General features: G+C 49.6%; 26 protein-coding genes and 3 pseudogenes. 18 read left to right on the top strand and 11 right to left on the bottom strand.

The features are described from left to right. Window positions 1-49: 49 nt before the first annotated feature. Window positions 50-325 (top strand): annotated as a pseudogene (locus L6D81_RS15280) (cryptochrome/photolyase family protein); the annotation flags it as partial. Then, window positions 312-443 (top strand): annotated as a pseudogene (locus tag L6D81_RS15275) (DUF2256 domain-containing protein); the annotation flags it as partial. The pseudogenes L6D81_RS15280 and L6D81_RS15275, both read left to right, overlap by 14 nt. Before the next feature lie 241 nt (window positions 444-684). On the opposite strand, the gene L6D81_RS15270 reads toward L6D81_RS15275, so the two are convergent. Further along, window positions 685-1677: a TerC family protein gene (locus tag L6D81_RS15270; RefSeq protein ID WP_236180657.1), complete on the bottom strand. Its 993-nt coding sequence runs from the start codon at window positions 1675-1677 to the stop codon at window positions 685-687. A 382-nt stretch (window positions 1678-2059) separates the two neighbouring features. On the opposite strand from L6D81_RS15270, the pseudogene L6D81_RS15265 reads away from it, so the two are divergent. Both L6D81_RS15265 and L6D81_RS15260 read left to right on the top strand, forming a co-directional pair. Continuing rightward, window positions 2060-2301 (top strand): annotated as a pseudogene (locus tag L6D81_RS15265) (hypothetical protein); the annotation flags it as partial. A gap of 2 nt (window positions 2302-2303) precedes the next feature. Further along, window positions 2304-2756 (top strand): PAS domain-containing protein, encoded by a 453-nt coding sequence (locus L6D81_RS15260; RefSeq protein ID WP_236180655.1) that lies wholly within the window; start codon window positions 2304-2306, stop codon window positions 2754-2756. A gap of 364 nt (window positions 2757-3120) precedes the next feature. Here the strand turns inward: L6D81_RS15260 and L6D81_RS15255 are convergent, their stop codons facing one another. From L6D81_RS15255 to L6D81_RS15245, 3 genes are all read right to left on the bottom strand, one after another. Further along, window positions 3121-3906: an SDR family NAD(P)-dependent oxidoreductase gene (locus L6D81_RS15255; protein WP_236180653.1), complete on the bottom strand. Its 786-nt coding sequence runs from the start codon at window positions 3904-3906 to the stop codon at window positions 3121-3123. Between the two features lie 234 nt (window positions 3907-4140). Beyond that, complete coding sequence (locus L6D81_RS15250) at window positions 4141-4932, bottom strand: aldolase (RefSeq protein WP_236180651.1); 792 nt, start codon at window positions 4930-4932, stop codon at window positions 4141-4143. Between the two features lie 17 nt (window positions 4933-4949). Beyond that, a complete protein-coding gene (locus L6D81_RS15245) occupies window positions 4950-5654 on the bottom strand; it encodes a haloacid dehalogenase type II (RefSeq protein ID WP_236180636.1) in 705 nt (234 codons plus the stop codon). 110 nt (window positions 5655-5764) lie between these two features. Here L6D81_RS15245 and L6D81_RS15240 point away from each other — a divergent pair, with 110 nt between their 5' ends. The 5 genes from L6D81_RS15240 to L6D81_RS15220 all read left to right on the top strand — a co-directional run bounded on the left by L6D81_RS15240 (window position 5765) and on the right by L6D81_RS15220 (window position 9507). Further along, a complete protein-coding gene (locus tag L6D81_RS15240) occupies window positions 5765-6607 on the top strand; it encodes a LysR family transcriptional regulator (protein ID WP_236180626.1) in 843 nt (280 codons plus the stop codon). 718 nt (window positions 6608-7325) lie between these two features. Then, entirely contained in the window at window positions 7326-7793 is a 468-nt protein-coding gene (gene cynS, locus L6D81_RS15235; protein WP_236180625.1) for a cyanase, read from the top strand. Window positions 7794-7868: 75 nt separating this feature from the next. Continuing rightward, window positions 7869-8117 (top strand): DUF2790 domain-containing protein, encoded by a 249-nt coding sequence (locus tag L6D81_RS29510; RefSeq protein WP_276574213.1) that lies wholly within the window; start codon window positions 7869-7871, stop codon window positions 8115-8117. 48 nt (window positions 8118-8165) lie between these two features. Continuing rightward, a complete protein-coding gene (locus L6D81_RS15225; protein WP_236180622.1) occupies window positions 8166-8828 on the top strand; it encodes a carbonic anhydrase in 663 nt (220 codons plus the stop codon). Between the two features lie 316 nt (window positions 8829-9144). After that, window positions 9145-9507, top strand: a complete 363-nt coding sequence (locus tag L6D81_RS15220; RefSeq protein WP_236180616.1) for a hypothetical protein — start codon at window positions 9145-9147, stop codon at window positions 9505-9507. A gap of 337 nt (window positions 9508-9844) precedes the next feature. Here L6D81_RS15220 and L6D81_RS15215 read toward each other — a convergent pair whose 3' ends face one another. From L6D81_RS15215 to L6D81_RS15195, 5 genes are all read right to left on the bottom strand, one after another. Then, the gene (locus tag L6D81_RS15215; RefSeq protein ID WP_236180614.1) at window positions 9845-10774 is read right to left on the bottom strand and encodes an SLAC1 family transporter; all 930 of its coding nucleotides are present in this window, start codon (window positions 10772-10774) and stop codon (window positions 9845-9847) included. 58 nt (window positions 10775-10832) lie between these two features. Next, window positions 10833-11747 (bottom strand): LysR family transcriptional regulator, encoded by a 915-nt coding sequence (locus L6D81_RS15210; RefSeq protein ID WP_236180612.1) that lies wholly within the window; start codon window positions 11745-11747, stop codon window positions 10833-10835. Window positions 11748-11850: 103 nt separating this feature from the next. Beyond that, the gene (locus tag L6D81_RS15205) at window positions 11851-12150 is read right to left on the bottom strand and encodes a tautomerase family protein (protein WP_236180610.1); all 300 of its coding nucleotides are present in this window, start codon (window positions 12148-12150) and stop codon (window positions 11851-11853) included. Between the two features lie 253 nt (window positions 12151-12403). After that, the gene (locus L6D81_RS15200; protein WP_236180608.1) at window positions 12404-13123 is read right to left on the bottom strand and encodes a helix-turn-helix domain-containing protein; all 720 of its coding nucleotides are present in this window, start codon (window positions 13121-13123) and stop codon (window positions 12404-12406) included. Window positions 13124-13420: 297 nt separating this feature from the next. Continuing rightward, complete coding sequence (locus tag L6D81_RS15195) at window positions 13421-14419, bottom strand: zinc-dependent alcohol dehydrogenase family protein (RefSeq protein WP_236180606.1); 999 nt, start codon at window positions 14417-14419, stop codon at window positions 13421-13423. Window positions 14420-14571: 152 nt separating this feature from the next. Here L6D81_RS15195 and L6D81_RS15190 point away from each other — a divergent pair, with 152 nt between their 5' ends. After that, window positions 14572-15423 (top strand): LysR family transcriptional regulator, encoded by an 852-nt coding sequence (locus L6D81_RS15190; RefSeq protein ID WP_236180604.1) that lies wholly within the window; start codon window positions 14572-14574, stop codon window positions 15421-15423. Window positions 15424-15519: 96 nt separating this feature from the next. Here L6D81_RS15190 and L6D81_RS15185 read toward each other — a convergent pair whose 3' ends face one another. Continuing rightward, window positions 15520-16467 (bottom strand): MBL fold metallo-hydrolase, encoded by a 948-nt coding sequence (locus L6D81_RS15185; RefSeq protein WP_236180603.1) that lies wholly within the window; start codon window positions 16465-16467, stop codon window positions 15520-15522. A gap of 398 nt (window positions 16468-16865) precedes the next feature. Between L6D81_RS15185 and L6D81_RS15180 the strand changes: the two genes are divergently transcribed. Genes L6D81_RS15180 through L6D81_RS15150 form a run of 7 tightly spaced genes read left to right on the top strand, consistent with a single transcriptional unit; the run spans window position 16866 to window position 20447 of the window. Next, a complete protein-coding gene (locus tag L6D81_RS15180; RefSeq protein WP_236180601.1) occupies window positions 16866-17219 on the top strand; it encodes an SH3-like domain-containing protein in 354 nt (117 codons plus the stop codon). Then, window positions 17216-17872 carry a nitrile hydratase subunit alpha gene (locus L6D81_RS15175; protein WP_236180600.1) on the top strand — a complete coding sequence of 219 codons (657 nt, stop codon included), beginning with the start codon at window positions 17216-17218 and terminating at the stop codon, window positions 17870-17872. The genes L6D81_RS15180 and L6D81_RS15175 overlap by 4 nt, the downstream gene beginning before the upstream one ends. After that, window positions 17869-18216 carry an SH3-like domain-containing protein gene (locus L6D81_RS15170; protein WP_236180598.1) on the top strand — a complete coding sequence of 116 codons (348 nt, stop codon included), beginning with the start codon at window positions 17869-17871 and terminating at the stop codon, window positions 18214-18216. The genes L6D81_RS15175 and L6D81_RS15170 overlap by 4 nt, the downstream gene beginning before the upstream one ends. A gap of 11 nt (window positions 18217-18227) precedes the next feature. Then, on the top strand, window positions 18228-18980 hold the full coding sequence (locus L6D81_RS15165; RefSeq protein ID WP_236180596.1) for an aquaporin: 753 nt from the start codon (window positions 18228-18230) through the stop codon (window positions 18978-18980). Between the two features lies 1 nt (window position 18981). Then, a complete protein-coding gene (locus tag L6D81_RS15160) occupies window positions 18982-19389 on the top strand; it encodes a DUF302 domain-containing protein (RefSeq protein WP_236180595.1) in 408 nt (135 codons plus the stop codon). 47 nt (window positions 19390-19436) lie between these two features. Beyond that, the gene (locus L6D81_RS15155) at window positions 19437-19649 is read left to right on the top strand and encodes a CbtB domain-containing protein (protein ID WP_236180592.1); all 213 of its coding nucleotides are present in this window, start codon (window positions 19437-19439) and stop codon (window positions 19647-19649) included. A 21-nt stretch (window positions 19650-19670) separates the two neighbouring features. Then, entirely contained in the window at window positions 19671-20447 is a 777-nt protein-coding gene (locus tag L6D81_RS15150; protein WP_276574212.1) for a CbtA family protein, read from the top strand. A gap of 861 nt (window positions 20448-21308) precedes the next feature. Here L6D81_RS15150 and L6D81_RS15145 read toward each other — a convergent pair. Next, window positions 21309-22232 carry an SDR family NAD(P)-dependent oxidoreductase gene (locus L6D81_RS15145; RefSeq protein WP_236180590.1) on the bottom strand — a complete coding sequence of 308 codons (924 nt, stop codon included), beginning with the start codon at window positions 22230-22232 and terminating at the stop codon, window positions 21309-21311. A 220-nt stretch (window positions 22233-22452) separates the two neighbouring features. Here L6D81_RS15145 and L6D81_RS15140 point away from each other — a divergent pair, with 220 nt between their 5' ends. After that, window positions 22453-23349 carry a LysR family transcriptional regulator gene (locus L6D81_RS15140; protein ID WP_236180588.1) on the top strand — a complete coding sequence of 299 codons (897 nt, stop codon included), beginning with the start codon at window positions 22453-22455 and terminating at the stop codon, window positions 23347-23349. Window position 23350: the final 1 nt, after the last annotated feature.

The raw sequence follows: 23350 nt of genomic DNA, 5'->3' as shown, positions 1-23350 counted from the left end.
AATGAAGGGGCCGGACAGCGAGCGTACGGTTTTGCCTACGCTGAAAGCCTGCGCCAGTTTCCTATATATAAAGCGAATGTCTGATTACTGCCGTCACTGCGCGTACAAAGTCAGTGAAAGCAAGACCGACGACGCCTGCCCTTTCAATTCGCTTTACTGGCATTTCCTGATACGTCACGGCGACCTGTTGCACAGCAATCAGCGCATGGGCATGGTCTACAAGAACCTCCACCGGATGAGTGAAGCCAAGCAGGAGGCGCTCTGGAAACGAGGCCAAAAACTGGTCGCCAAACTCGATGCAGGTGGGTGTTTTGAAGAAGAGTGAACTACCCGTAAAGGTGTGTGTGGTCTGCGGATTGCCATTCGCCTGGCGCAAGAAATGGGAGCGCTGCTGGGCGGAGGTGCGCTACTGCTCAGAGCGTTGCCGACGGCGCAGAGTTAGTGGATACCATGTCATCCCCTCCCCAACTGCTGGACGAACTCGAAACCCTTCACGAAAACAAGCTGGCGCTATTTAGTGGAAATCAATCTGGATTGATCAGAGGGGATCCACTGGCGTTTCCAGTACCGCCGTTGGCGTTATAGCCACACTCGACTTGAATGCCGAGTCCGTTACTGGCCATATGTCTCAAAGTTGCCAATTCGCTAGGAGGCAGCCGACTAGCGGCCGCCACCTTCTTTGATTTACTCCTGCGAGCCAGCAGAGGCTTGGTCGCGTGTTTTCCAGAGCGACAGCAGCACACCGCCCAGCAGCAGTCCCAAGGTCACGCTCAGGGAAATGACCGCCGGAATCTTGCCGATGATGCCGACCAGGAAGATCTTGCCCCCGATAAAAACCAGCACCAGCGCCAGCGCGTACTTGAGGTAGGCGAAGCGGTGAATCATCGCCGCCAGGGCGAAATACAACGCACGCAGGCCAAGGATGGCGAAGATGTTGGAGGTGTAGACGATAAAGGGGTCTTGGGTGATGGCGAAGATCGCTGGCACGCTGTCCACGGCGAACACCAGGTCGGCAAACTCGATCAGCACCAAGGCTAAGAACAACGGCGTCGCCCAGACCACTGACTCACCGCTGGCATCTGCCTGACGGACAAAGAAGCGCCCCTCATGCAGTTGCTCAGTCACCCGCATGTGTTTGCGCAGGAACTTCACCAGCAGGTTATCGCTGAGGTTTGGCTGGGCATCGACCTTGCTGAACAGCATCTTCACTCCAGTTAACAGCAGGAAGATGCCGAACACATACAAAATCCAGCTGAATTCGGCGATCAGCGCCGCCCCCAAGCCAATCATGATCGCGCGCAGCACGATGACACCGAGAATGCCCCAGAACAGCACCTCGTGCTGATACCTACGCGGGATAGAGAGGAAGCTGAAGATCATCGCCATCAGGAACACGTTGTCCATCGACAACGATTTCTCGATCAGAAAACCGGTGTAGAAATCCATCCCGGCCTCACCGCCCTTAACCTGCCAGACCCAGAGGCCGAACAGTAAGCCAGCCGTGATATAGCCAGCAGACAGCATCAGACTTTCACGAACGCCGATTTCTCGGTGTCCACGGTGTAGCACCCCGAGGTCGAAGATCAATAGGCCCATGACGATGCTGATAAAAACTAGCCAAAGCCAAGTGGCGGTGCCGAGAAACTCGGCTAGGAAGAGCGGTTCCAGGACAGTCATGTGGCCCTCCTCTAAGTGTCGAAGTTATAAAAACTGCAACTCCGACATGGCAGCGGTTAGCTGTCAGAGGGGCCCGGGATTGCGAGATAAAATCTAGAGAGACATGTGGGGTTTCTCAATCACGCAACGGTTGCAAGTTATTTCAAACCGGTAGGCCGTAGAGGAAGTAGGAGTGCCGACAGGCAAAGATTATATCTGCATTCAGATTCATCTCGTGAAGCTCCTCAGAGGCTTCCTGGATTTTATAGTCGGTCTTAGCGATTGAATAAGCCTGAATATCCTAGACGGAAGATCTGTGCCGAAGAAAGACCGCGAATGGAAAGTTCCTCTAAGTTAATAACGCAATTGCGTAAATAAAAACGGACGCCTTGTCGGGCTCCCGTTTTGTAGCACCGATGAGGAGCGCACTTACCTAAGTATGGTTGAAGACGATCCTCATACCACCTACATCGAAGCGATCAGCTAATGGCCAAGCCGAATCTACCAGCCAGAATCGCGAACGATTGGCCGCTGCCCCCCCTGAACTCAGCTAACGTGTATGGCGGCAATGCCGAGAGTTATACTGATTATCCCGTTTACGGCGGATGGCCGCTAAAAATGAGATTTCACTCCCTGGGGCTCTGAAAATGATCGACGCAGAACTGCTAAAACTGGTGGTTGAAACATCCAACGACGGCATCGTGGTAGCAGAGCAGGAAGGCGACGAAAACATCCTGATCTACGCGAACCAAGCCTTTCAGCGCCTGACGGGGTACAGCGTGGACGACATCCTTTACCAGGACTGCCGTTTCCTGCAGGGTACAGACCGTGACCAAGCCGGCTTGACAGTAATCCGCGAGGCGATAAGGAACCTTCTCCCCTGCCGACAAGTGATTCGCAACTATCGCAAGGACGGCAGCGCCTTCTGGAACGAACTATCGATAACCCCGGTGTTCAACGATACCGATCAACTCACCTACTTCATCGGTATCCAGAAAGACGTCAGCGTTGAAGTTGAGGCTAGGGAGCGAGTGCGTGAACTGGAAGCTGAAGTCGCACAACTGAAGACCCAACTGGCTCAATCGCAACCTAAAGCCTAGAGGATCCGCACTTGATGAGTTAACGATCGAGTATCCACTCGTAATAACGTCACTGTTTCTGAAATAGGTACATGTGAATCTCAAACAACGCACCAACCTCCCCTCGCAATCATCCACCATAATTTGCGCACTGCCGTAATCGTAATCAGTGGTGCGCGAGGTCATGGCCCATTCCAGCTATATGGCGAAATAAAAATGGCTGGGCTGCACGGATGTTCTGGTGTAGAAGCTCCTGAAAGAAATCGCTCAACCTGGGGCACTAATTCAACGCTCGCAGAGCTAGCACCCGGCTCAAGACCAGAGAGTCTCTGCGCGTTTCATTTCTTCGCTAAATAGAAGACTCACTAAAAGGCAGCAGTGCAAACTAGCGACAGGGCGCCTTGTTTTCGATCAGACAATTACCGCCATCCACTACCAGTACTTCACCGGTGATGTAGCTGGCTTCCGGGGACGCCAGAAACGCCACTGCAGCGGCAACCTCTTCTGGACGACCAGCGCGGCCAATCGGAGTGTAGTTACCGGCGCGGCTTTCTTCCTCGGTCAATGCCCCCGTATCAATCCAGCCTGGTGCGACGCTATTGACGGTGATGCCCCGTTTACCGACTTCCAGCGCCAGGCCCATATTCATCCCGAGCATAGCTGCCTTTGCCGCACTATAAGCCGCCTCACCTGGATTACTGCCGCGTGTACCGGACGTCGAACTGATGTTGACGATGCGCCCGTAGCGGCGCGTTTTCATCCCGGGCAACACCGCACGAGTCAGCAAAAAAGCACTGGTCAAATTGCGCGCCAGAGATAGATTCCAGATCGTCAAATCCATGTCCGCCACTTCGACGAAGGGTTCCAGACTGCCGACCATAGCCATACCGGCGTTGTTGACCAAAATGTCGATATGGCCGAACTGCTCGTAAGCCCAATCGGTCAGCTTCTTGACCTGCAATTCGTCAGTCAAGTCAGCTGTCATCGCGTGAGCGTCTATACCCTCGACTTGTAACTCGGCTATTCGTTCCTGGATCCGCGCACTGCTGGCAGTGATCAAGACACGAGCGCCTTCGCGGCCCAAACGTCGGGCGATCGCAAAACCAATACCAGTTCCACTGCCCGCACCGCTTACCAGAGCGACTTGCCCCTGCAACATTGGAATCGGCATTTCTTATCTCGTCCACAAGTATCACTTTGTTGGTATCAGGATAGCTCAACGGACATCTAGTAAAATTCACACGTAGCTGAGTCGTTGCTCAGAAAACTGTGATTAGGCGGCACCATTTCCTAACACAGAGGAATTGTTCTCACATGAGCCACGTCCGTAATGCAGAATGTTCAGGGGATAGGCAAAACCCATCCTGCAAGAGTGATCCCATAACCCCAGAACATTGCTGACAATCTATGAATGCGTGCGAGACGATTGTCCTTGCGACAGACGTCGCATCGCGCTCTGCAAGTGTGCTCGAGCGCTTTCTGCATCCCCCAGTCGCATTTGCTCGTAAGCGCGCTGTGCAATTTCGTGAGGGACTGGCTTGAGGTCGCGCTGGGTGGCCATCGCGAGCAACTGCACTTGAGCGGCGCGCTCCAGGTAATAAAGATCGTCCCAGGCCTCGGCGATAGTCGGGCCAGCGACAATCACGCCGTGGTTTTTCAAGAACAAAACATCCGCATTGCCCATAACGCTGGCAATCCGATCGCCCTCTGAATCATCGAGAGCTAGCCCGTTATAGTTCTCGTCCACCGCTGTACGACCATAAAATTTCAAAGCGGTCTGCCCTAACCACAGCAGCGGAGAACCTTGCAGCAGACACAAAGCTGTGGCGTGGGGCATGTGCGTGTGAAACGCCACTTTCACCCGTGGCAGTTGTTTGTGCAGCCTTGCGTGGATGTAAAACGCGGTCGCCTCCGGCATCCCTTCACCGGCCACCACGTTGCCGTGAAAGTCACAAACCAAAAGATTATCGGCAGTGACCTCTTCAAACGCATAGCCGTAGGGGTTAACAAAAAACAGATCTTCGCGCCCCGGCACCATGGCGGAGAAGTGGTTACATATCCCCTCCTCCAGCCCATGTAACGCCGCAAGCTGAAAGCACGCGGCCAACTCGTTTCGCGCCGTGATAATGGCGGGCGTCCCTAAGTCCAGGTCAGCATATCGCGCATGACCGGGACTGCTTTCAAGCGTATGTGCCATGACAGAGACTCCGACCTTTACCAGCCAAGGTTTTTGAACAGAGGCACGACTTGATCCAGCGTGCTCAATGTCTCATCAGGTTGATAGTCTGGCAGCAACTGCCGACCAGTGCCTCGGTCGATCCACACACAGCGAAAGTGCATGTCCCGTGCCGCAGTGTGGTCAAGCGTGGGGCTCGCACAAATATGAACCACCTGATCACGACTGACGCCAAGCTGCTCGTGAGCATAGTCGAACAAGCGCGGATTCGGCTTATAGGCACCAGCCTGCTGGGCGGTGATAACACGATCGATATGTCCACCGAGTTGTGCAACATTGCCGGCGATAATGTCGTCATCGGTGTTAGACACGATGCACAGCTTGAAACCCATTGCCTTAAGCTCCGCTAGCGTAGCGATCACCTCGGGGAACGGCGGCATGCGCGGAATGGCCCCTGCTAGACGTTGGCTGTCTTCAGGCGAACTCTCCAGGCCCAACTCCTCCAGAGCCAGGTGTAAGCCGAAAGTGCTCAACTGGCGAAACGACCGATGTGGCGGGATTTGCTCCAGTCGATGTTCGTGCCGGTCATAAACCTCAATCAGGCGATCGGCATCCACAGTGTGTTCGCCCTTATCGCGCAAAATCTCAGCCACCACTGCTTTCAAACCTTCATCCCATTGAATCAATGTGCCGTAGCAATCGAACGTCAACCATTCTGGGCGCGGAGTACTTTTGAGTGTCATAGCAGCTTTCCTCTGAAATGTGATCTTCAGATTAGGCGCGAACAGTGATAGTGTGAAATTAAATTAGCGACTATTTATCAGTGGAAAATCAAATATCAAGGGTGCCCACCATGCTCGATCTTGAGTTGCTTAAAACCTTCGTCTGCGTGGTGGATGAAGGTAGTTTTACCCGTGCGGCGGAACGCGTACACCGAACTCAATCAACCGTTAGCCAACAAGTGCGTAAGCTCGAAGAATTGGTAGGTCACTCCTTGCTGATGCGTGATCGCACCGGACAAAACATCAATGTCACCGAGCATGGAGAAATGCTGATTCATTATGCTCGGCGCTTGCTGGCGCTGTCTGCGCAAGCGATGGAGGCCCTGGCCAGCGATGTCGATCTTGAGATCCTGCGCATCGGGGTACCTGAGGACTTCGATGCCCGACGCATGGCGCTGATCCTCGCAGGGTTCAACCGGCAAGAGCCCAGGGCGCGCTTGGAAACTGTCAGCGGCATGAGTACCGACCTCAGGCACAGACTCGCCAATGGAGATCTGGATATTGCGCTGGTCAAACGCGAGCCGGACAGCGGCCCATGCTGGGCAGCCTGGCCGGAAGAGCTTGTATGGGTTAAAGGCGCGCAGACAGATTCGGCCAGCAGTGTGTTGCCGCTCGCGCTATTTCCTCAGGGGTGCATTTACCGCCAGCGGGCGATCCGCCTGTTGGATGTGGCGCAACGGCCTTGGCGAATCGCATTTGGCAGTCATAGCCTGACAGGCATTCAAGCGGCGGTAACGTCAGGACTAGGTGTGTCGGTGCTGCCCGTTTCGTCTGTCTTGCCAGAACATACCGTGTGCACCGATCTACCGGAGTTAGAGCCCACTGAGCTAGCGCTGATCAGTCGTAAAGGAGCGCTGACAGGTTTACAGCGAGGGCTTGTAGACTTTCTGCGGGAGGAATTGGGTCAGGTCTGACAGGAGGAATACCTGGGAATAACAACGCGTTTACGCGACAAATCTCGTCAATGAATGATCTGCAGATCATTCAATCATTCGCTTGTGTTCAGCAATCTCGATTTTCACAGCAAAATGCTGCGCATAATCTCGCCGCTTCATCAAATTAAAAAGCCCGTCAGTCTTCTCACCCGCTCGTAAAAATATGATGAATGACGATGACGCATCACCAGCGCTCTTGTCGTTGAGACCCTACCTGTAGGCCCTCAACATTAGTACGAGTAAATGCTCGAGCACTGAGTTACGACCAATAGCTCTGGAAACCCAAGAAGAAATACCAGAGCAAAAACAACAATTTACAGCCTCCTCCATAACCATCTCCGCCCCTCCTACCACCTAAGGCCACCCTTTCACCGACTGCTAAGTCCCGGTGCCGCATCTACTATCCGCCACATTTATATTAACTATTAATACGATAAAGTTCTCAGCAATACTTCACGATCGTATTTTTGCCTCACACCAACAAACAACAAGTTGAGAGTGAATAAAGTGAAATTTCAAATACTATTTGGCATCGCCTTTTCAGCACTTCACCTAACATTTTCGATGCCTCCACTGCTCTAGCCGAGCCTCAAAAAAAACAAAGTGATATTTTGCAACAGCTCTAAAAATCACTTTAGACAGATACAAGTGTTCACAACAACCCACAGCAACAACCTAATTAAAACTGGAGATACAAATGCCACAGTCCAACGTTTACAAAGACACCACGATTGCTCTGACCACTGAAGTCCTTGACGCAAAAGCTCGTAAAAACCTTTCCTGGCAAGACTTGGCTGATGGTACTGGCCTCGGCTTAGCCTATGTAACGGCAGCCCTTCTCGGTCAACATCCGTTGCCATTAGAGGCTGCACAAATCATCGGTAAAAAACTGGAATTGAGCGCTAACTCGGTGGCACAACTACAGATTATTCCGCTGCGAGGAAGTCTCTCGGGAGTACCAACTGACCCTACAATCTACCGTTTCTACGAAATGATTCAAATTTACGGCACCACGCTTAAATCACTTGTGCACGAACAGTTCGGTGACGGAATCATCAGTGCTATCAACTTCAAGCTTGATATCAAGAAAGTTGATGACCCAGAAGGTGGATCCCGCGCAGTGATTACCCTGGATGGGAAGTTTTTGCCACTTCGCCCATTCTAAATCCGACTTAACAACCATAGGCCCGCAGCATCTGCGGGCCCATTCCAACCAACTTATTTACCTAGAGAATATTGAATGAAAAAAATCCTTCTACTTGGACTTCCCCTTATCGTGTCTTTATCTGCTTACGCGCTTGAGCCTGCGTTCTCCAAAGACTCCGTTGATTATAAATACGGAATGCGATTAGACATTAATAAAGTTGTGAACATTACATCCCCTGCTGACGTGTGCGGCCCTACACCTGTGGAAATGACGTACCTAGATTCTAAAGGTGCGGAGCATGTGCTGCACTACAGTGTAATGGGTACCGGGTGCACAAACTGATCATCAAGATCTTTAAACAGATACGCAAATAAATTTAGGAAAAATACGATGAAAGCGCTTATCGATGGTTTTTTGAAGTTTCAGAAAGAAGTATTTCCTCAGCGCACCGGTCTGTTCAAACACTTGGCGACCACTCAGCATCCAGGTACGCTGTTCATTACTTGCTCTGACAGTCGAGTGGTACCGGAATTGTTAACCCAACAGGAACCAGGTGAGCTTTTCGTGATTCGAAATGCAGGCAACATTGTGCCGTCTTATAGCCCATACCCTGGTGGTGTATCTGCAACTGTCGAATACGCGGTGGCCGTACTGGGTGTGACGGACATCGTAATTTGCGGGCATTCTGACTGTGGCGCTATGACAGCCATTGCAAAATGCAAATGTATGGATCATTTGCCGGCAGTCAGTGGATGGTTACAACATGCGGAATCGGCGAAAGTAATCAATGAGTCGCGCCACCATGTTGACGATGCCGCAAAACTTAGCTCAATGGTACGAGAAAATGTTATCGCGCAGTTGGCCAACATTCAAACACACCCCAGTGTACGCCTTGCCCAAGAGAAAGGTAAGCTCAACCTACACGGCTGGGTCTACGATATCGAAACTGGCTCGATTGACGCACTCTGTGAGGACAAAAGAACATTCAAGGCGCTGGCTGAGCACCCGGATACCTGTGCTGTGCATGCCAAGTCTGATGCCTCCGCAGTCTAAGCACCATTGCCTGGATATCTTGGCTCACGCAAGGAGCGACAATGTGAACCCAACTCGTGAAGAGAGCCATTTGTTTTTTGTCACATCCCGATTGAAGCTACAACGAAAAAGGAGGGCAAATGTGCCCTCCTGGCGCAATCATTCGCCAATTCTCACTGAACATCGAGAACAGAGCTCTAAATTTAGGCGGTAGTATCGACCATTGAGCTGGTCATCAAGTCCGGGCTCAACGCTTCCGCTAAGGTGGACGCAATTTGTTGTAGCGCACCGTTGGTGTCGACGATTTGCCCCTGAACCCCCATTATGGATGTCGTTTTTGCTTAAGCGCTCGGGTAACTGGCTGCTTGGGCTGCCGCCAACTGCTGCTGTTGTTGCCTCAGCTGTTGCTGCAGCTCCTTCATTCTTGAGCAACTCCTGTATAGCGGTACTGACACCCTTCCCTTTAGCACTATTTGACGCCTTATTTGCATCAGTAGAAAGCTTAACTACGACATCTGCCTCTTCCTCCAAACCCCATCTTTTCGCCGCCGTTTCTGAGGTTGTCTTATTGAGCGTATCAATGGACGCTGCGACTGGCGTGCTGATTACCACTTTCAAACCTGATATACCGGAAGAGAGACATATTCAACTCCACAAAAATTTTTATCAACATTTCATCGACAGCATGAGAATTTTTTAACTAATCCTCAACATTTTATGTCTTTAAGCCCCCTTCCCATCAGCCTCTGATTGGAACCGATCGTGCTAACAAACCAGACTTTTAAAGACAAGCAAAAAGCACAAAGATGCGAGATACCCCACTAACTACCTAGTGAGGTTTTTGCATTTACATTACAAAAATCTAAAAGATAAGCGCGTTTCCAATGGGCATATTGATATTGACGGTTTCACTAAGGAATACGTGAACACCTAAAGAACGCGCCAATGGAGCTGTACACCACTCCCCTAAGAAACCTTCGATATAATCTATCAGCTCTCAGACTTAAATAGTTCCCCAACCATTAACAGCGACAATGTCAAAAAAACAACATCATGATGGCGACATTTGCAATCAGAAAAAAAAGGGGTGCAGCGCCGGTGAACCAGGTCGCCTCAGATGTTGAGCCCGCCCTCAGACTTGCAAGAGCTAATGCTGTGATACCAAAACTAAAAGCCCATAGCGAAGGTTTGAAGCCAGACTCACCGAACCAGACAATCAACCGCGTGAGAAACAGAAGCTGGAGAATTCCATACCCCATTAATGCGTAAAAAAACAAATCGACCTGACCATTGGAAACGGACAGGTAAGCAACTGCGCCTACCACAGGTGGAGCAAGCTGAATTCCAAGCGCTGGACGCAAATTAAGTAGCAACGCATCATCGTTCAGTAAACGTTGAAGGATCACTGACTCGAGGGCCATCCAAGAAAAGAAACCCGCACCAAAAAATAGCTTTGCAAGTTCTTCCGAACCGATAGCGTTCAACGCGATTGCAGATACAAAATTACCAGCGACGCTGGGAAGGTACATCACTGGCGTAATATCGCTCGATTTCCGTCCGCCCCTTAACATTCCGCCAAACCTGGTTACTGAAAAACCCAACTGCCCAAATGCGCAAAGAAAAATAAGCGAAGTACCTACCACCGGATACCACTCAAAAAACCATGTTGCAACCAACAACGTTGATACCGGCAAAAGCCCAATGAAACAGCACTGAACGGGATGTTCAACCTCAGCAATCGCTATGGATCTATTTGCAAACCACTTATAAAAGAAACCCACGACCAATAGAGCCCAGACAACCGAGGTCAACGCAAATAGTAAGTCGTCAAACCAGGAATAAATTGGCCAATAGAGCTGTGCAACACGCCAACAACTACTCAGCCCCGCCATGCCAAGGACGATACCGAACGATGAAGCAGGAACAACAAAGGTGGCGGTTCTTAGGACTCTAATATTCTTAGCCACTTGAATAACTCACTTTAGCGAATTATGAACCACTGCTCGGTCACCCCTTTTATATAAACTAACCTGCACTTTGCATAACTTTGTTAAATCTCGCTCGGAGCCATTGTTCAGCAGGGTCAAAATCCAAAGCACTTTGCCATACGATTGACAGCTCAAAATCAGGTGTTGGAAATGGTAAAGACTCCATTCGGAGTCCGAACCCGCATTGTTTAACCATTGCCTCAGCCACATAGCTAGGAACTGTCGCAATCAAATCTGTATTGGACAACAGTGCCGGCAAAGAACTGAATTGAGGTATAGCTAAAATCACCCTTCGCTTACGACCTAGCGATTCTAGAGCCGAATCAACGAAACCACTGATATCCCCCGTATAGGACACTAATGCGTGCGGCCTCGTGCAGTACTCATCAAGACCTATGGGCATCTCCCCAGAGTCTGCCCTTAGGAGAACGGGGTTTAAGTATCTAAGAAATTTACGTTTCGCATTTGCGGGAAGGTCTTTGGTATAGCTAACCCCCATCGAGATTTCACCTGAGGTCAGTAGCAGCGGCATCTGCCAATAATCAACACGCCTAACTATTAATACAACACTTGGAGCCTCGGCACGCAACTCCCGCATTAGTTCAGGGAGCAACCCATACTCTACGTCATCTGAAAGACCAAATTGAAACGTAGCAGTACTTGTTTCCGGGTTGAACTCAAGGTTACTACTCAAAGCAGCTGACATTGTATCAAGTGCAGGTGACAACTGAAGTGCAAGGGCCTCAGCTCGAGACGTAGGCTGCATATCCCGACCATTGCGCACGAAAAGCGGGTCATCAAAATAATCTCGTAGACGGTTAAGTGCCGCGCTAATAGCTGGTTGACTGAGGAACAACTTCTCTGCCGTCCGAGTCAAATTCCGCTCATGCATCATCGTTTCAAAAACAATTAGGATGTTTATGTCTACTCGGCGCAAGTCACCACGATTCATAAAAGCACCTTAAGATGATCAGTGACCCTTCACGAATAAAATTACTAACTCAGCAACTTAGACTCATCATGTCTCGAAAACAGGGCACGATGAGCATTGGCCTTTACTTTTTAACAGGTAATGCAGCAGCAAACTCGTCACGAGATGTAGGATTTCCATCAATCATCTCATAGACTTTTTTCGAGTTTGCGAGGTTTTCCATCAGAGACCTTGGGCCTGCAAAAGGACGTCCACCTATGTGCCAGCCATCAGTATGCAATTCTTCAATCAGTACCCATACAACCTCTCGAAAAGCCTCAGATCCCTCGTATTTTACCATCACGTCAGTCAGGTCTTTTGCCATGGCATGCTTTTCTTCACTTGTAAAAACACCGTCGACGAGTTTAACGTTTACAAAAGGCATTTTTAGAACCCTCGCAAGTGATAATATTTATACTGGAATAACTCACACAGCAGACCGCTCATTCAGTTTAGAAATTTTAAACTCGCAGCGTATGACAGTATTGAATCTTCCTGTCTTTTTTGAATACTTTAGCTAACAACCCCCTGCAGACCTGCGGGCAACACAATAATTTTTCAATTTAAAAGTCTCTATTTAAATAGCAAAAAAGCATATGCATTAAGAAATACAGCCTCGTCACTATCGTTTTGCAATTTCAAGGAGCGGTAGCTTTTCGTCTCCACACCCCAGGGGATGTACCGATTATTTTTTTGAATACTCGCGTGAAATGACTTTGATCAGCAAAACCACACAGAGAGGAGACTTCAGATATAGATAAATTTGTAAGCCTTAATAAGTCGCAAGCACGATATGTTCTTCTCTGCACTAACCAACGATGTGGAGGGGTGCCGACGGTTGCAGCAAATGCTCTGGAAAAATGAGTTGGGGAGAGATTACAAGCTTTCGCGATGGACTCTATACAAACATCTCCCTCAAGTTGAGCGCACATCATTTCTTTAGCCCTATATTCTTGCCAGTGTGCTAGCCGGCCTGCAGGCGTAGGTGTACCAGGAGCGCTGACATGTCTACATAAGACGTGCGCGTGGAGGACGGCAGCGAGGTGTTCCGCAAAGTCATGACTAATCGCACCGTGCTTGTCTAAGGCAACCAAAGCCAGCTGGATTAAACCTTCAATTACCGGATCAATCTCGCTGTAGTGACATTGAAGCTCGACTTTAGTGGCGTTAGAACTATTGCAATAACTGTTGACCGCCGAACTTACATAAGCTTTATTAGCATCAATCGAACTAACAAGATATACAGAGTCGGCACCATCAAGATTGCATACTGCTACACCGCCACGAGCCTTAAAATTACTTGGGTCAACATATCCAGACAACCATAGCTGATGAGACCCTAACTCTTTCAACTGCACCGCGACAACAATCGAACATCCCCCCGAATTAAAGGACTATGTGCCGCGGTATAGTTCAAGGCTTGGGTGAGTCTGGTCGGCAAGCTAGCATCTGAACGAAGACCAGAAAAACTCGAACCCTGCCATACATCCTCCCTTATATTCTGATAATCACTTTCACTATTCATGGAAAAACCCTAGCTCAGTGTTTAACATTATTATGCAGCCTTTTAGATAGCTACAAATAGCTGACCTCCATTTTCGTCATTAACTTATATACACTCCCTCTCCACCAATGCAAATCAGTAATTTAAATATTCACCGTACATCCACAACTAACTTCCCACACGCGCGTCCACTTGCGAGTAGTTCATAGGCTTCATTAACTGCTTGCAAGCCAAATCGATGCGGGTCAATTTTAGGCAGTAGCTTGCCCGATTCTATTAATCGAGTGGCCTCATAAAGAATGTGACCTTGAGACTGGCGCCCCTCCTCGCAGGTCAATAATAGTATGGGAGATACCGCAGAAAAATTTGCTGATTTAGTCGCTAACGCTATTAGCGAGTGCGTCCCCCATCCACATGTACTGATGACATGACCAAAGTATTTTACGGCACGAAAGGCATCGTCCAGTGTAGCGCCGCCGGCCGTATCGAACACAACATCAAATCCTCTGCCACCAGAAAATTTTGCAACGTAATGCTCGACCGTAAGCTTATCGGAATTAATGGAGACTGCGCCTAACTCCTCTATCCTCTCACAGGTACTTCCGGCTCCCGTTGCGTAGACCTTAGCCCCCAAAGCGAGTGAAATTTGTATAGCAAGGTGCGCAAGATCACTTGCACCGTTTTGTACCAGCACAGTATTACCATGCTTCAATCGCGCACGACCCACCAAACCCTCCCAAGCCGAGCAAAACGTTAGGGGGATGGCAGCTGCCTCCCTCATGCTTAGGTTGGTTGGTTTATGAGCTATCAAACGAGCATCAACAACTGCATATTCGGCGAGAGTTCCCTGGAAGCACGCAGCCCCTCCCGCCAAACCGAATACCTCATCACCACGCAAAAAATCCGTAACGCCAGGCCCCGTGGCAGCAACAATGCCTGCCAGATCAATTCCGAGTATCGCTGGCAACGCATAACTCTCGAATAGCACCTCACCAATACGGATGCTGAGGTCTTGTGGATTGACACCGCTTGCAGAGATGTTGACCAGAACCTGACCTACGCTTGGGACAGGACGTGCGACCGTTGCATAGCGAAAAGGGTCGAAGTAGTTCTCTAGAACTGCGGCCTTCATAGAGGTGGTTGGCTTCATTTCGACCCCCTTTTCCCATCGGCATCTCGCAGGCTATATCGGCGGAGACGCTGTGAAAAGAAAAGAGTTCGCACGCGGGGCATACGAATTTGCATCATCATTCGTGCGCGTTTGAACGTATCGTAGCGACACTTAAAGCTAGGGGTTCATTTGTGGATTGGAGTGACGTTCGAATATTTCTAGCCATCGCACGCGAAGGCACACTGCGTGGGGCCGCACGTCAGCTCGGTGGGACTCAGCCCACCATGGGACGACGTCTGAAAGCATTGGAGGAGTCGGTTGGAGAAAAGCTATTTCAACGAACTATTGATGGTTTCGTTCTAACTGACGAAGGCACTGCTTTGTTGGGACATGCCCAAAGAATTGAGGAGGAAATACTGACTTTTCAGAGGCAACTCGCCGGTCATGAGCAAGAACTCGAGGGCATGCTGCGTATAACCTCGTCAGATTGGTTTGGCGCTCATCTTCTGTCGCCAGTGCTCGTTGAGTTCGCCGCCAGTCATCCAAAAGTCATAATCGAACTCCTCACTGACACACGATTTTACAGTCTCGCGCGCTGCGAGGCAGACATGGCATTTCGGATTCAGCCTTTCGATGAACCTAATGTCGTTTCGAGAAAACTGTTAAAGATGCGATACGCGGCATACATTCTCAAAGGAACGGCCCACCCTGTAGCTGGAGATGGTCATGGGACTGCGCTCATCACCATGGACACAGCATTTGAGAGCATGCCTTGCTACAGTTGGGTTCAAAACAAGCTGCCGAGAGCTCATGTAGCGTTCCGAAGCAACAATCGCGACGTTCAGGCGCAGATGTGCGCAAGTGGTGCAGGTCTAGCAATATTACCGATACCGCTTGGAGAGCGATTCGCTCAACTAGAAGTGGTTGATCTGGGAGATGAACCGCCGTCGCGTGATACTTGGGTCGGCTATCACCAAGATCTTCGTCAACTCAAGCGCTTACGGGTGCTGCTAGACCTGGTCATCGAAAGGCTGTCAAACTGATCTTGGGCACGCAATGTTTGACGGCGGACTAATATAAAAGGTGAAGCCCGGGTGAAGACCCGGACTCCTGCCCATGCCTGAAATTTTATACAACGATCACAAACCGTTGAAGACCAATTTAGTGAAAAAATCAGGATTTATCACGAACTGCCCCCACTTGGCATCATACTTTTGCGTCGGTTTCGCAGCTATAATTTGATCAAGGCTCATCCCTTGCATTTTCAACTTCGCTACATTATCTCGTATGTTAGTCAGCATATCCCGATATTCAATAAGCTGAGCACGAGTCCCAACCGGGCCGTGACCTGGCACTATCTGTGTATTATCCGTTGAAACTTTTAACACTGCATTAACGTCATTTATCATGCCACCAATACTACCGCCCTGATCGTTGTCAATGAACGGGTACACTCCATTCCAAAAAAGGTCTCCGAGAAATAATACATCAGCCTTTTTAAAATACACATAGATATCGCCGTCGGTATGACCTGGGGCAACAGGAGTGGCAATAATTGTTTCACCTTCGAACTCATATGTTGTTGGTTCGGTGATGGTCTTTGCAGGGATACCGCCCTTAGGAAATGGCTCAAACGTATAATCCCAATCGTTAACTCTTGTAGTCGTCGACATGTACTTCACAACGTTTGGCGTCGCTATAATGGTCGCACCTTTGCTATGGAGCCACTCATTACCATCAGTGTGATCCCAATGCCAATGGGTATTAACTACATACTTTACTGGTGAAGGGCCGAGCTTATTCAATGCACTTTCAATTTTATCCTTCGACACAGCGATACCTGAATCAACCATGAACTTCCCTTCCTTACCCGCTAACACACCAATGTTCCCACCTGAGCCTTCTAAAACACTAACATTGTTTCTCAACGGTGTGACTGTGATGGGTGACTTGGCGGCTTCCGCATTAATCATCAACACCGGACTTTCTGACCAAGCTTGACCCGATATAAACAGCAAGCTGAGCATCGTGAGATGCGTCGTCAGAGCTGCCATGGAGAATTTTTTAAAATTACATTCAGTTTGCATGTGTCCATCCTCTGTATAGAATTTTGCGGTTTTAGCGCTTATCCCCGAGTCGGCACAACGGTCGCACAAAGTAGTTTGAGGACGAATCGTTGGACAGGCCGCTCCCTGTTCAGGATAGAAATCCGATTACAGAACTTCTTGTTTATTTATGCTTAAGTAGAACTTTCGCACCTCAGAATGTAACAAAAAATGTATTTGATCGATTCTTTATCAATGATAATTATTATCTATCGTGCACAGGTCTGAATCAGTCAATTCTGGCAAAGATAGACAAGAAGAAACTAATTAGCGGGTTCAGCATCTAGCTCCAGATAGAACTGACGGCTAATCGACGCTTGGATTAGCGCCGATATTGAAGTTGCTCCAACTACCTCCACACACGAGAGGTTTTCCTTCCTATGGATCGCAGCAGCCTTGTATCAGCAACGTTTATCAAAGGGGTGGTATCGGCAGCGGGTGAGTTACCTGTCTTTTCGCACGGGGATAGCGTGCGAGTGTTGGAGCGATCTCCTGTAGGGCACTACCGTGTCCCGATTTACTTAAGGGGCAAGGTTGGAATAGTAGAGGCCGTGATGCAGCCAGCAGCGGTTAACAATGAAGACGAAGGCTATGGACACAACGCTGGCTCCAAGCTTCATTACTATCGCATCGCCATTCCAATGACAGAAGTCTGGCCCAATTATGCCGGCTCACCATCTGATGGAATCCGAATTGAGGTTTATGAGACTTGGCTCGAGAGGGTTTCATCATGAGCAAAAGGAATGACGATAAAGCCAAGCATGACCACCCGCACGACGAAATTAGCCACAGCGCCAGTCTCAGCTACTACGAGATTATGGAGACGGCGGTACGTGAATTGCTCATTGAAAGGCAATTGATAGGGCCGGGGGAAATTCGTCGTCAGATTGAAGTGCTCGACTCTCGCAATCCGGCACTCGGTGCCAAGGTGGTTGCTCACGCATGGCTAAATCCCGATTTCAAAGAGCGTCTGTTAAAAAACGGACGCTCCGGTTGCGAAGAACTGGGTATTAGCTTCTACGACGATACTCAGCTCATCGTTCTAGAAAACACTCCTGAAGTACACAACCTTATTGTTTGCACCCTGTGCTCCTGCTATCCACGCCCCGTGCTCGGCCTCCCACCTGATTGGTACAAACTGAAACCATTTCGGGCGCGAGCCATTTATGAGCCCCGAGCAGTCCTAGCTGAGTTCGGCACGATCATCCCCGATGACGTCGAAATCCGCGTCAGTGACTCTACCGCCGTAATTCGATACCTGGTTCTACCGATGCGGCCAGCGGGAACGGAAAAATTCACAGAAGAACAGCTGGCATCGCTGGTAACGCGCGATTCGATGATCGGTGTAATTCCGGCCAATAACCCATCGGAGAAAAGTCCAAAATGAGCCAGACTGAAGACCTGATGAAGCGGCTACCAAATGATATTGGTGGTTTTCCAGCAGACCCCGTTGTACAGGTTGAGCACGAACTTGAACCATGGGAAAAGAGGTGCCACGCCCTGGCGGATGTTCTCGACTTCCACAAGATAATTAACACTGAAGAGAAACGACGGGGCGTAGAAGCTCTCGGAAGCGAGATGATAGGTAAGCTGACTTATTATGAGCGCTGGATAGCAGCATTCGCGAATATTCTATTTCAGAAAGGCATTCTGACACCTTCAGATTTGGCAGTTAAAATGGATGAAGTGAGATCCAGGGAACGCCCCAATACTGAAAGTAAAAATGTGTAGTCCGAGCAGTCATGACCTCTCATTCTGCTACTGACAATGGATCATGCTTTTTTGAGCGAAATCCAAATCTTGAGCTCTCTAGAAGAGCGTTTGTAGAGGGTGTGGGCACGCTATTGCTCATGTTAGTCATCACCGCTTCGGGTTTAACAGCTCAAAGACTTTCCGTAGAAAATGAATTGATTATTTTATTGGTCATCGGTTTTGCAACGAGCGCTGCTCTGGTTGGATTGATACTCGCATTCGGAAGCGTTTCTGGCGGACACTTCAATCCTCTCATTACGGCATTGCAGTGGCTCGCAGGCGATAGAAAACTTAACTGCACCATTGCCTACATTTTCGCCCAATTTATCGGTGGGGTGATGGGAGCACTTGTTGCTAATCAGCTTTTTGACTCAACCTTAAATACTTCTGCCACACTCACCCTAAAGCCGACACTTGTATATAGCGAGATTCTAGCGGCGACTGGCTTGATGATTGTGGTGTTTGGGTGCAGTCGCGGCGGCTTAACCCTAACCGGGCCCTTCGCTGTTGGAGCCTGGCTACTAAGCGCTATTGTGTCGACTCCTTCAACCTCTTACGCAAATCCAGCAATTATTGTTTCTGCGTTGTTCGCAGCCGGCCCTGTCGGACTTCCTCTAGACATCGTATTGATCTATTTACCTGCAGAAGTAGTCGGCGCACTTCTGGCATTTTCTATTATATCTGTGGCATTTCCACGTTCCACGCAGCCCGATGAAAGTACGCAAAGTATCAGGAAGCCATGAAATGAATAGTCCAGGCTTAGTCACCCATATCAGCCAAAATGGCTTACCGGATACGCGAGCTCGATTGATAGCTGCACTGTCACTCCGGGGCATGGACATCATTGCGCGAGTGGATCATTCTGAGGCTGCCAAGCGTGTAGGCATGTTTTTAAACCCTACGGAAGTCTTCATTTTCGGAAACCCTCGCGTAGGTACTCCCTTGATGAATGCAGAACAAACGATTGGCCTCGATCTTCCACTTAAAATTCTCATTTGGCAGAACAGCGAGGGAGCCATTTTCCTGACCTATAACGATCCTAGGTGGCTGTCCAAGCACCACGGACTTGCACTAGAGACTGAAAGTATCGCTTCAGCAATGGCTCAAGCTTTGGAGGCTATTGTCGTTGAAGCCTCTTCTCCTCCAGCCTGATGTATCGAGTTCGCGATTTACCACAAGATAAACTTACGGAGACGATCATGAATTACAACACCGCATCCCCGGTAGGTCATTCGATTCCGACCATTCCATTGGGTGAAATTATACCTTGGGCGATCTTTGGAGGGCTGTTAATGATCGTCGGTATCTATTTCATTGGCGCGGAGCAAGGCGCAACTTCAATTTTCACAGGAACATTTTTTCACGAGTACGTTCATGACAGCAGGCATATCCTCGGATTTCCTTGCCATTAATGCTCACACTAGGTGATTAAAATGACTGGTCGACTGCTCGCAAGAGGAATGATCGCCGGATTGCTCGCCGGCATCCTGGCGTTCACCTTCGCCACCGTCTTTGGAGAGCCACAAATTGAGCTTGCCATAGCCTATGAAGACGTAAGTTCACATAGTCATCAACACGGACACGGCGAGGCTGACTCAGAAATGGGCATGGAAACCGGAGATGTCGTCAGCCGAGAGATACAAAGCACCTTTGGCTTATTGACAGGCATGCTGGTTTATTCGATGTCACTCGGTGGGATTTTTTCTTTGGTTTTCGCTTATGCTTTGGGTCGGACGGGGACGCTCAGCCCGAGGGCTCTGGCCTTGATGCTTGCAGTGAGCGCCTTCATTGTGATCAACCTGATACCAGGGTTGAAGTATCCTGCGAATCCCCCAGCAACCAATAATTCAGAAACGATTGGCCTGCGCACCGTATTGTTTTTTTTGATGATTGTCGTCTCTGTCGTGGCGGCTCTATTCTCTATCAAAGCAGCCCGTAGGATGAGAGCCACATGCGGCGACTGGAATGCAGCAACCGTCGGGATATCTCTTTACATTCTAATCATAGCTGTGGCGGGCTATTTTTTCCCTACTGTAAGTGAGATACCCGATGACTTTTCTGCAGTGCTTCTGTGGAGATTCCGAATAGCGTCAATCGGTGTCCACGTCGTACTTTGGTCAAGCCTTGGGCTTTTATTCGGGTGGCTGTCAGAAAGATTAATTAGCAGTAGGAGTTTGATATCGAGGCGCGTAGACTTCTCTAAGCAATGATGGGCCTGTACCGCACGATCCTGATCCACCATAATTAAACACGAAATCCATGCTTGTATTATTCGTACAATTTTTACAGATTGATGAATATCACGCAGACGCAGCAATGAATGCAGCCGACTGGCTATTATGCGCCCTTCAATTTGGTCTGTAATTGCTTAAGATCCTTTTCGAGTCGAATGCGAAAAGCAAGTATAAATTGGCGAGCGTTCTCTGGCAAAGGTTTACCAGGACGAAATACTAAAAGACTTGTAAATCGAACATCAATACTAAAAGGTTTAACTACCAATCCTCGATCCAAAAAGTCGCGGACTGCTACTTGTGTACGTATCGATTTTTCGTGGGACACAATTACCCTATTCAACGCTTTAGTTCCATGTTGAGCTCATTTAAAGGGATGAAGGATGATGAAATGTCTGATTTGCGGTACCGATGCCAAAGTCACTCTAAGACCGGGCTTATGGTTAGAGACGAATTGCAACAGCGGGTGTGGCGGCTATCGACTAGCGGCAGAGCTCGTGATAAAACTTCCCCTTACACGTCAATCCTTTGATGTAGCGCGTACCCGTAGCTGGCTAGTTCGTAACCGAAAAGTCGTGCCCGTCCCTTTGATTTCAAGTTATGACTATAGATTCTCTTTATTAGGCGGCCAGTGAACGCCTCTTGGTTGAAATCGACAGCAGATCTACCCGTGCACCCTAATTAGCTGTAAACACATTTCGTCGCACAAAACTGACTTACCAGCTCCATTAACCCTTTGGCGGTGTCCAAGCAGCGCCTATGCAACCCGGAATCATTTAGCCCTGATTCACGCCCCCTTAGTCACCCAATCCGACAAAGCCTATCTTGGGGCGTACTGTCTTAGACATCGCCCTCCCCAATCATTTTGGTGGCAATATTCCACAAACGCTGCGCGTTGCCAGGATCAATAGCGTATGGCGCAACGCCGATGTAATCAGCGGGACGATGGTGAACAATCTTCGCCTCGTTGCAATCTTCAAAATAACGTCCACCTATCCCCTCCAACAAAGGCGAGCCTGCTAGAAGTACGGAAGTTGCAGCACCCTGTTGAACCGTTTTTTGCCGTTCAACAGGTGTCTTAAGACCGCCGGTATGCTTTTGTAGGTTGGTCGCGATAGCACCGGGGTTTAGCGCGTTTGCTAAGATCCCCCTATCAGCCCAGCGACGCGTGATTTCCACGGCAATGAGTGCACATGCTGTCTTGGCTTGTGAATACGAGGCGAAAGGTTCGTATGGACGGAAGTCGAAATTGATATCGTCGAAGACTACTGGCCCTAACAGAACTGCACTCGAGGAAAGTGACACGATGCGAGCGCCCTGGGCTTGGGTCAAGGCCTCCTGCAAACCCGTCACCAGCGCAAAATGGCCAAGAAAGTTAGTCGCAAACTGCATCTCCCAACCCTGAGGGGTTAACTCTCGCTCAGGAAGCGCCATGATCCCTGCGTTGTTGACCAGGATATGCAGCGGTTCTGACCAAGCTGAGGTAAATGATCTCACCGAAGCAATGTTCGCAAGATCGATAGATCGAACCTCGACGTTTCCCCTGCCAACGGCACGCAACTCTGCCGCAATAATTTGTGCTGCATCTGGACGTCGAACGGCAAGTGTTACATCTGCTCCGGCATTGACCAACGCCCTAGCGGTCTCAATCCCTATTCCCGCCGCCCCACCCGTAACAATAGCTCGCTTACCGCTCAGGTCGACCCCTTTCAGAACGTCGCTGGCAGTTGAATGAAACCCAAATGGCGTCGTGATTCGTGTCATAAATTTATCCTCGCAAGTGCTTTATCCGTTAAGAACCCACTTAACGGGCCCGCCAGACACCAGGCTTTGAGATCCACCAGGTTTACCTTGCTTACTGCTTCGAGCAGTGAAGCAGGCTCAAGGATTTCTCTCCGGTATAGGTTGGCTGGATAAAATATGCTCATGCGATGAGGCTAACAATCAGGCTAATATTGCATGAATACATGCAGGAATTAGCACAATGCAAAAATCAGGGCTGGTAGAGCTTAACGCCGTGGTAGCGGTTTCTAATCATCGTAGCTTTCGCCGCGCTGCGATGGAAGTGGGCCTATCGCCGTCAGCGCTCAGTCACGCGGTCGCCATGCTCGAACAAAGACTTGGTGTGAGGTTATTTCACAGAACCACTCGCAGCGTTTCACTTACCGAAGCTGGTGAACAGTTTCTACTTCGGATACAGCCCGCACTTCGTGAAATATCAGCGGCGATGGAGGCGGTCGGTGAGTTCAGAGATACACCCTCTGGAACGCTACGCTTGAACACCTCTGAAGGTGCCGCACAGATGGTGATGACTCCAGTGGTATTGGAGTACTTAAATAGGTACCCGGACATGCGGGTGGACATAGTCACTGATCGAGGCTTTGTAGATATCGTCGCCGGAGGATTCGATGCTGGAATCAGGTTGGCAGAAAGCGTCCCCCTGGACATGATTGCAATTCCTATCAGTCCCCCACTACGTTTTGCGGTTGTCGGGTCGCCCCAATATTTCTCCAAATTCCCTGAACCGAAAGTGCCGGCAGATTTGGCCGCTCATAATTGCATCCGAGTTCGCTTCCCAAGCGGCACTTTATGCAAGTGGGAATTCAAAAAAAGGGGTGAGGAGCAGGCGATAGACGTCAGCGGTTCGCTTACGCTCGATAGTCACCATTTAATGATAGAGGCAGCCCTCCAAGGTGCCGGGCTGGCTTGGATGAATGAGTTCGCGGTGTCATCTCACATTGCCTCGGGAAAGCTTGTCCGCGTGCTAGAAGACTGGACTCCTTTCTTTCCGGGCCTGAGCCTCTACTACCCAGCCAATCGCTACATGCCGGGGGGGCTTCGGGCCTTCGTCAACATCGTCCGCGAGAGGATGCCCGCGTAAA

Origin of the sequence: Pseudomonas sputi (assembly GCF_021603585.1) — a bacterium.
In the GTDB taxonomy this organism is placed as follows: Bacteria; Pseudomonadota; Gammaproteobacteria; order Pseudomonadales; family Pseudomonadaceae; genus Aquipseudomonas; species Aquipseudomonas sputi.
The sequence above is the reverse complement of the archived record's forward strand: the minus strand, read 5'-3'. Positions and strand labels throughout refer to the sequence as shown.

Coding starts and splice junctions, on each gene's coding strand:
- L6D81_RS15270 (WP_236180657.1), bottom strand. CDS start 1,677: ATGACTGTCCTGGAACCGCTCTTCCTAGCCGAGTTTCTCGGCACCGCC.
- L6D81_RS15260 (WP_236180655.1), top strand. CDS start 2,304: ATGATCGACGCAGAACTGCTAAAACTGGTGGTTGAAACATCCAACGAC.
- L6D81_RS15255 (WP_236180653.1), bottom strand. CDS start 3,906: ATGCCGATTCCAATGTTGCAGGGGCAAGTCGCTCTGGTAAGCGGTGCG.
- L6D81_RS15250 (WP_236180651.1), bottom strand. CDS start 4,932: ATGGCACATACGCTTGAAAGCAGTCCCGGTCATGCGCGATATGCTGAC.
- L6D81_RS15245 (WP_236180636.1), bottom strand. CDS start 5,654: ATGACACTCAAAAGTACTCCGCGCCCAGAATGGTTGACGTTCGATTGC.
- L6D81_RS15240 (WP_236180626.1), top strand. CDS start 5,765: ATGCTCGATCTTGAGTTGCTTAAAACCTTCGTCTGCGTGGTGGATGAA.
- cynS (WP_236180625.1), top strand. CDS start 7,326: ATGCCACAGTCCAACGTTTACAAAGACACCACGATTGCTCTGACCACT.
- L6D81_RS29510 (WP_276574213.1), top strand. CDS start 7,869: ATGAAAAAAATCCTTCTACTTGGACTTCCCCTTATCGTGTCTTTATCT.
- L6D81_RS15225 (WP_236180622.1), top strand. CDS start 8,166: ATGAAAGCGCTTATCGATGGTTTTTTGAAGTTTCAGAAAGAAGTATTT.
- L6D81_RS15210 (WP_236180612.1), bottom strand. CDS start 11,747: ATGAATCGTGGTGACTTGCGCCGAGTAGACATAAACATCCTAATTGTT.
- L6D81_RS15205 (WP_236180610.1), bottom strand. CDS start 12,150: ATGCCTTTTGTAAACGTTAAACTCGTCGACGGTGTTTTTACAAGTGAA.
- L6D81_RS15195 (WP_236180606.1), bottom strand. CDS start 14,419: ATGAAGCCAACCACCTCTATGAAGGCCGCAGTTCTAGAGAACTACTTC.
- L6D81_RS15185 (WP_236180603.1), bottom strand. CDS start 16,467: ATGCAAACTGAATGTAATTTTAAAAAATTCTCCATGGCAGCTCTGACG.
- L6D81_RS15180 (WP_236180601.1), top strand. CDS start 16,866: ATGGATCGCAGCAGCCTTGTATCAGCAACGTTTATCAAAGGGGTGGTA.
- L6D81_RS15175 (WP_236180600.1), top strand. CDS start 17,216: ATGAGCAAAAGGAATGACGATAAAGCCAAGCATGACCACCCGCACGAC.
- L6D81_RS15170 (WP_236180598.1), top strand. CDS start 17,869: ATGAGCCAGACTGAAGACCTGATGAAGCGGCTACCAAATGATATTGGT.
- L6D81_RS15165 (WP_236180596.1), top strand. CDS start 18,228: ATGACCTCTCATTCTGCTACTGACAATGGATCATGCTTTTTTGAGCGA.
- L6D81_RS15160 (WP_236180595.1), top strand. CDS start 18,982: ATGAATAGTCCAGGCTTAGTCACCCATATCAGCCAAAATGGCTTACCG.
- L6D81_RS15155 (WP_236180592.1), top strand. CDS start 19,437: ATGAATTACAACACCGCATCCCCGGTAGGTCATTCGATTCCGACCATT.
- L6D81_RS15150 (WP_276574212.1), top strand. CDS start 19,671: ATGACTGGTCGACTGCTCGCAAGAGGAATGATCGCCGGATTGCTCGCC.
- L6D81_RS15145 (WP_236180590.1), bottom strand. CDS start 22,232: ATGACACGAATCACGACGCCATTTGGGTTTCATTCAACTGCCAGCGAC.
- L6D81_RS15140 (WP_236180588.1), top strand. CDS start 22,453: ATGCAAAAATCAGGGCTGGTAGAGCTTAACGCCGTGGTAGCGGTTTCT.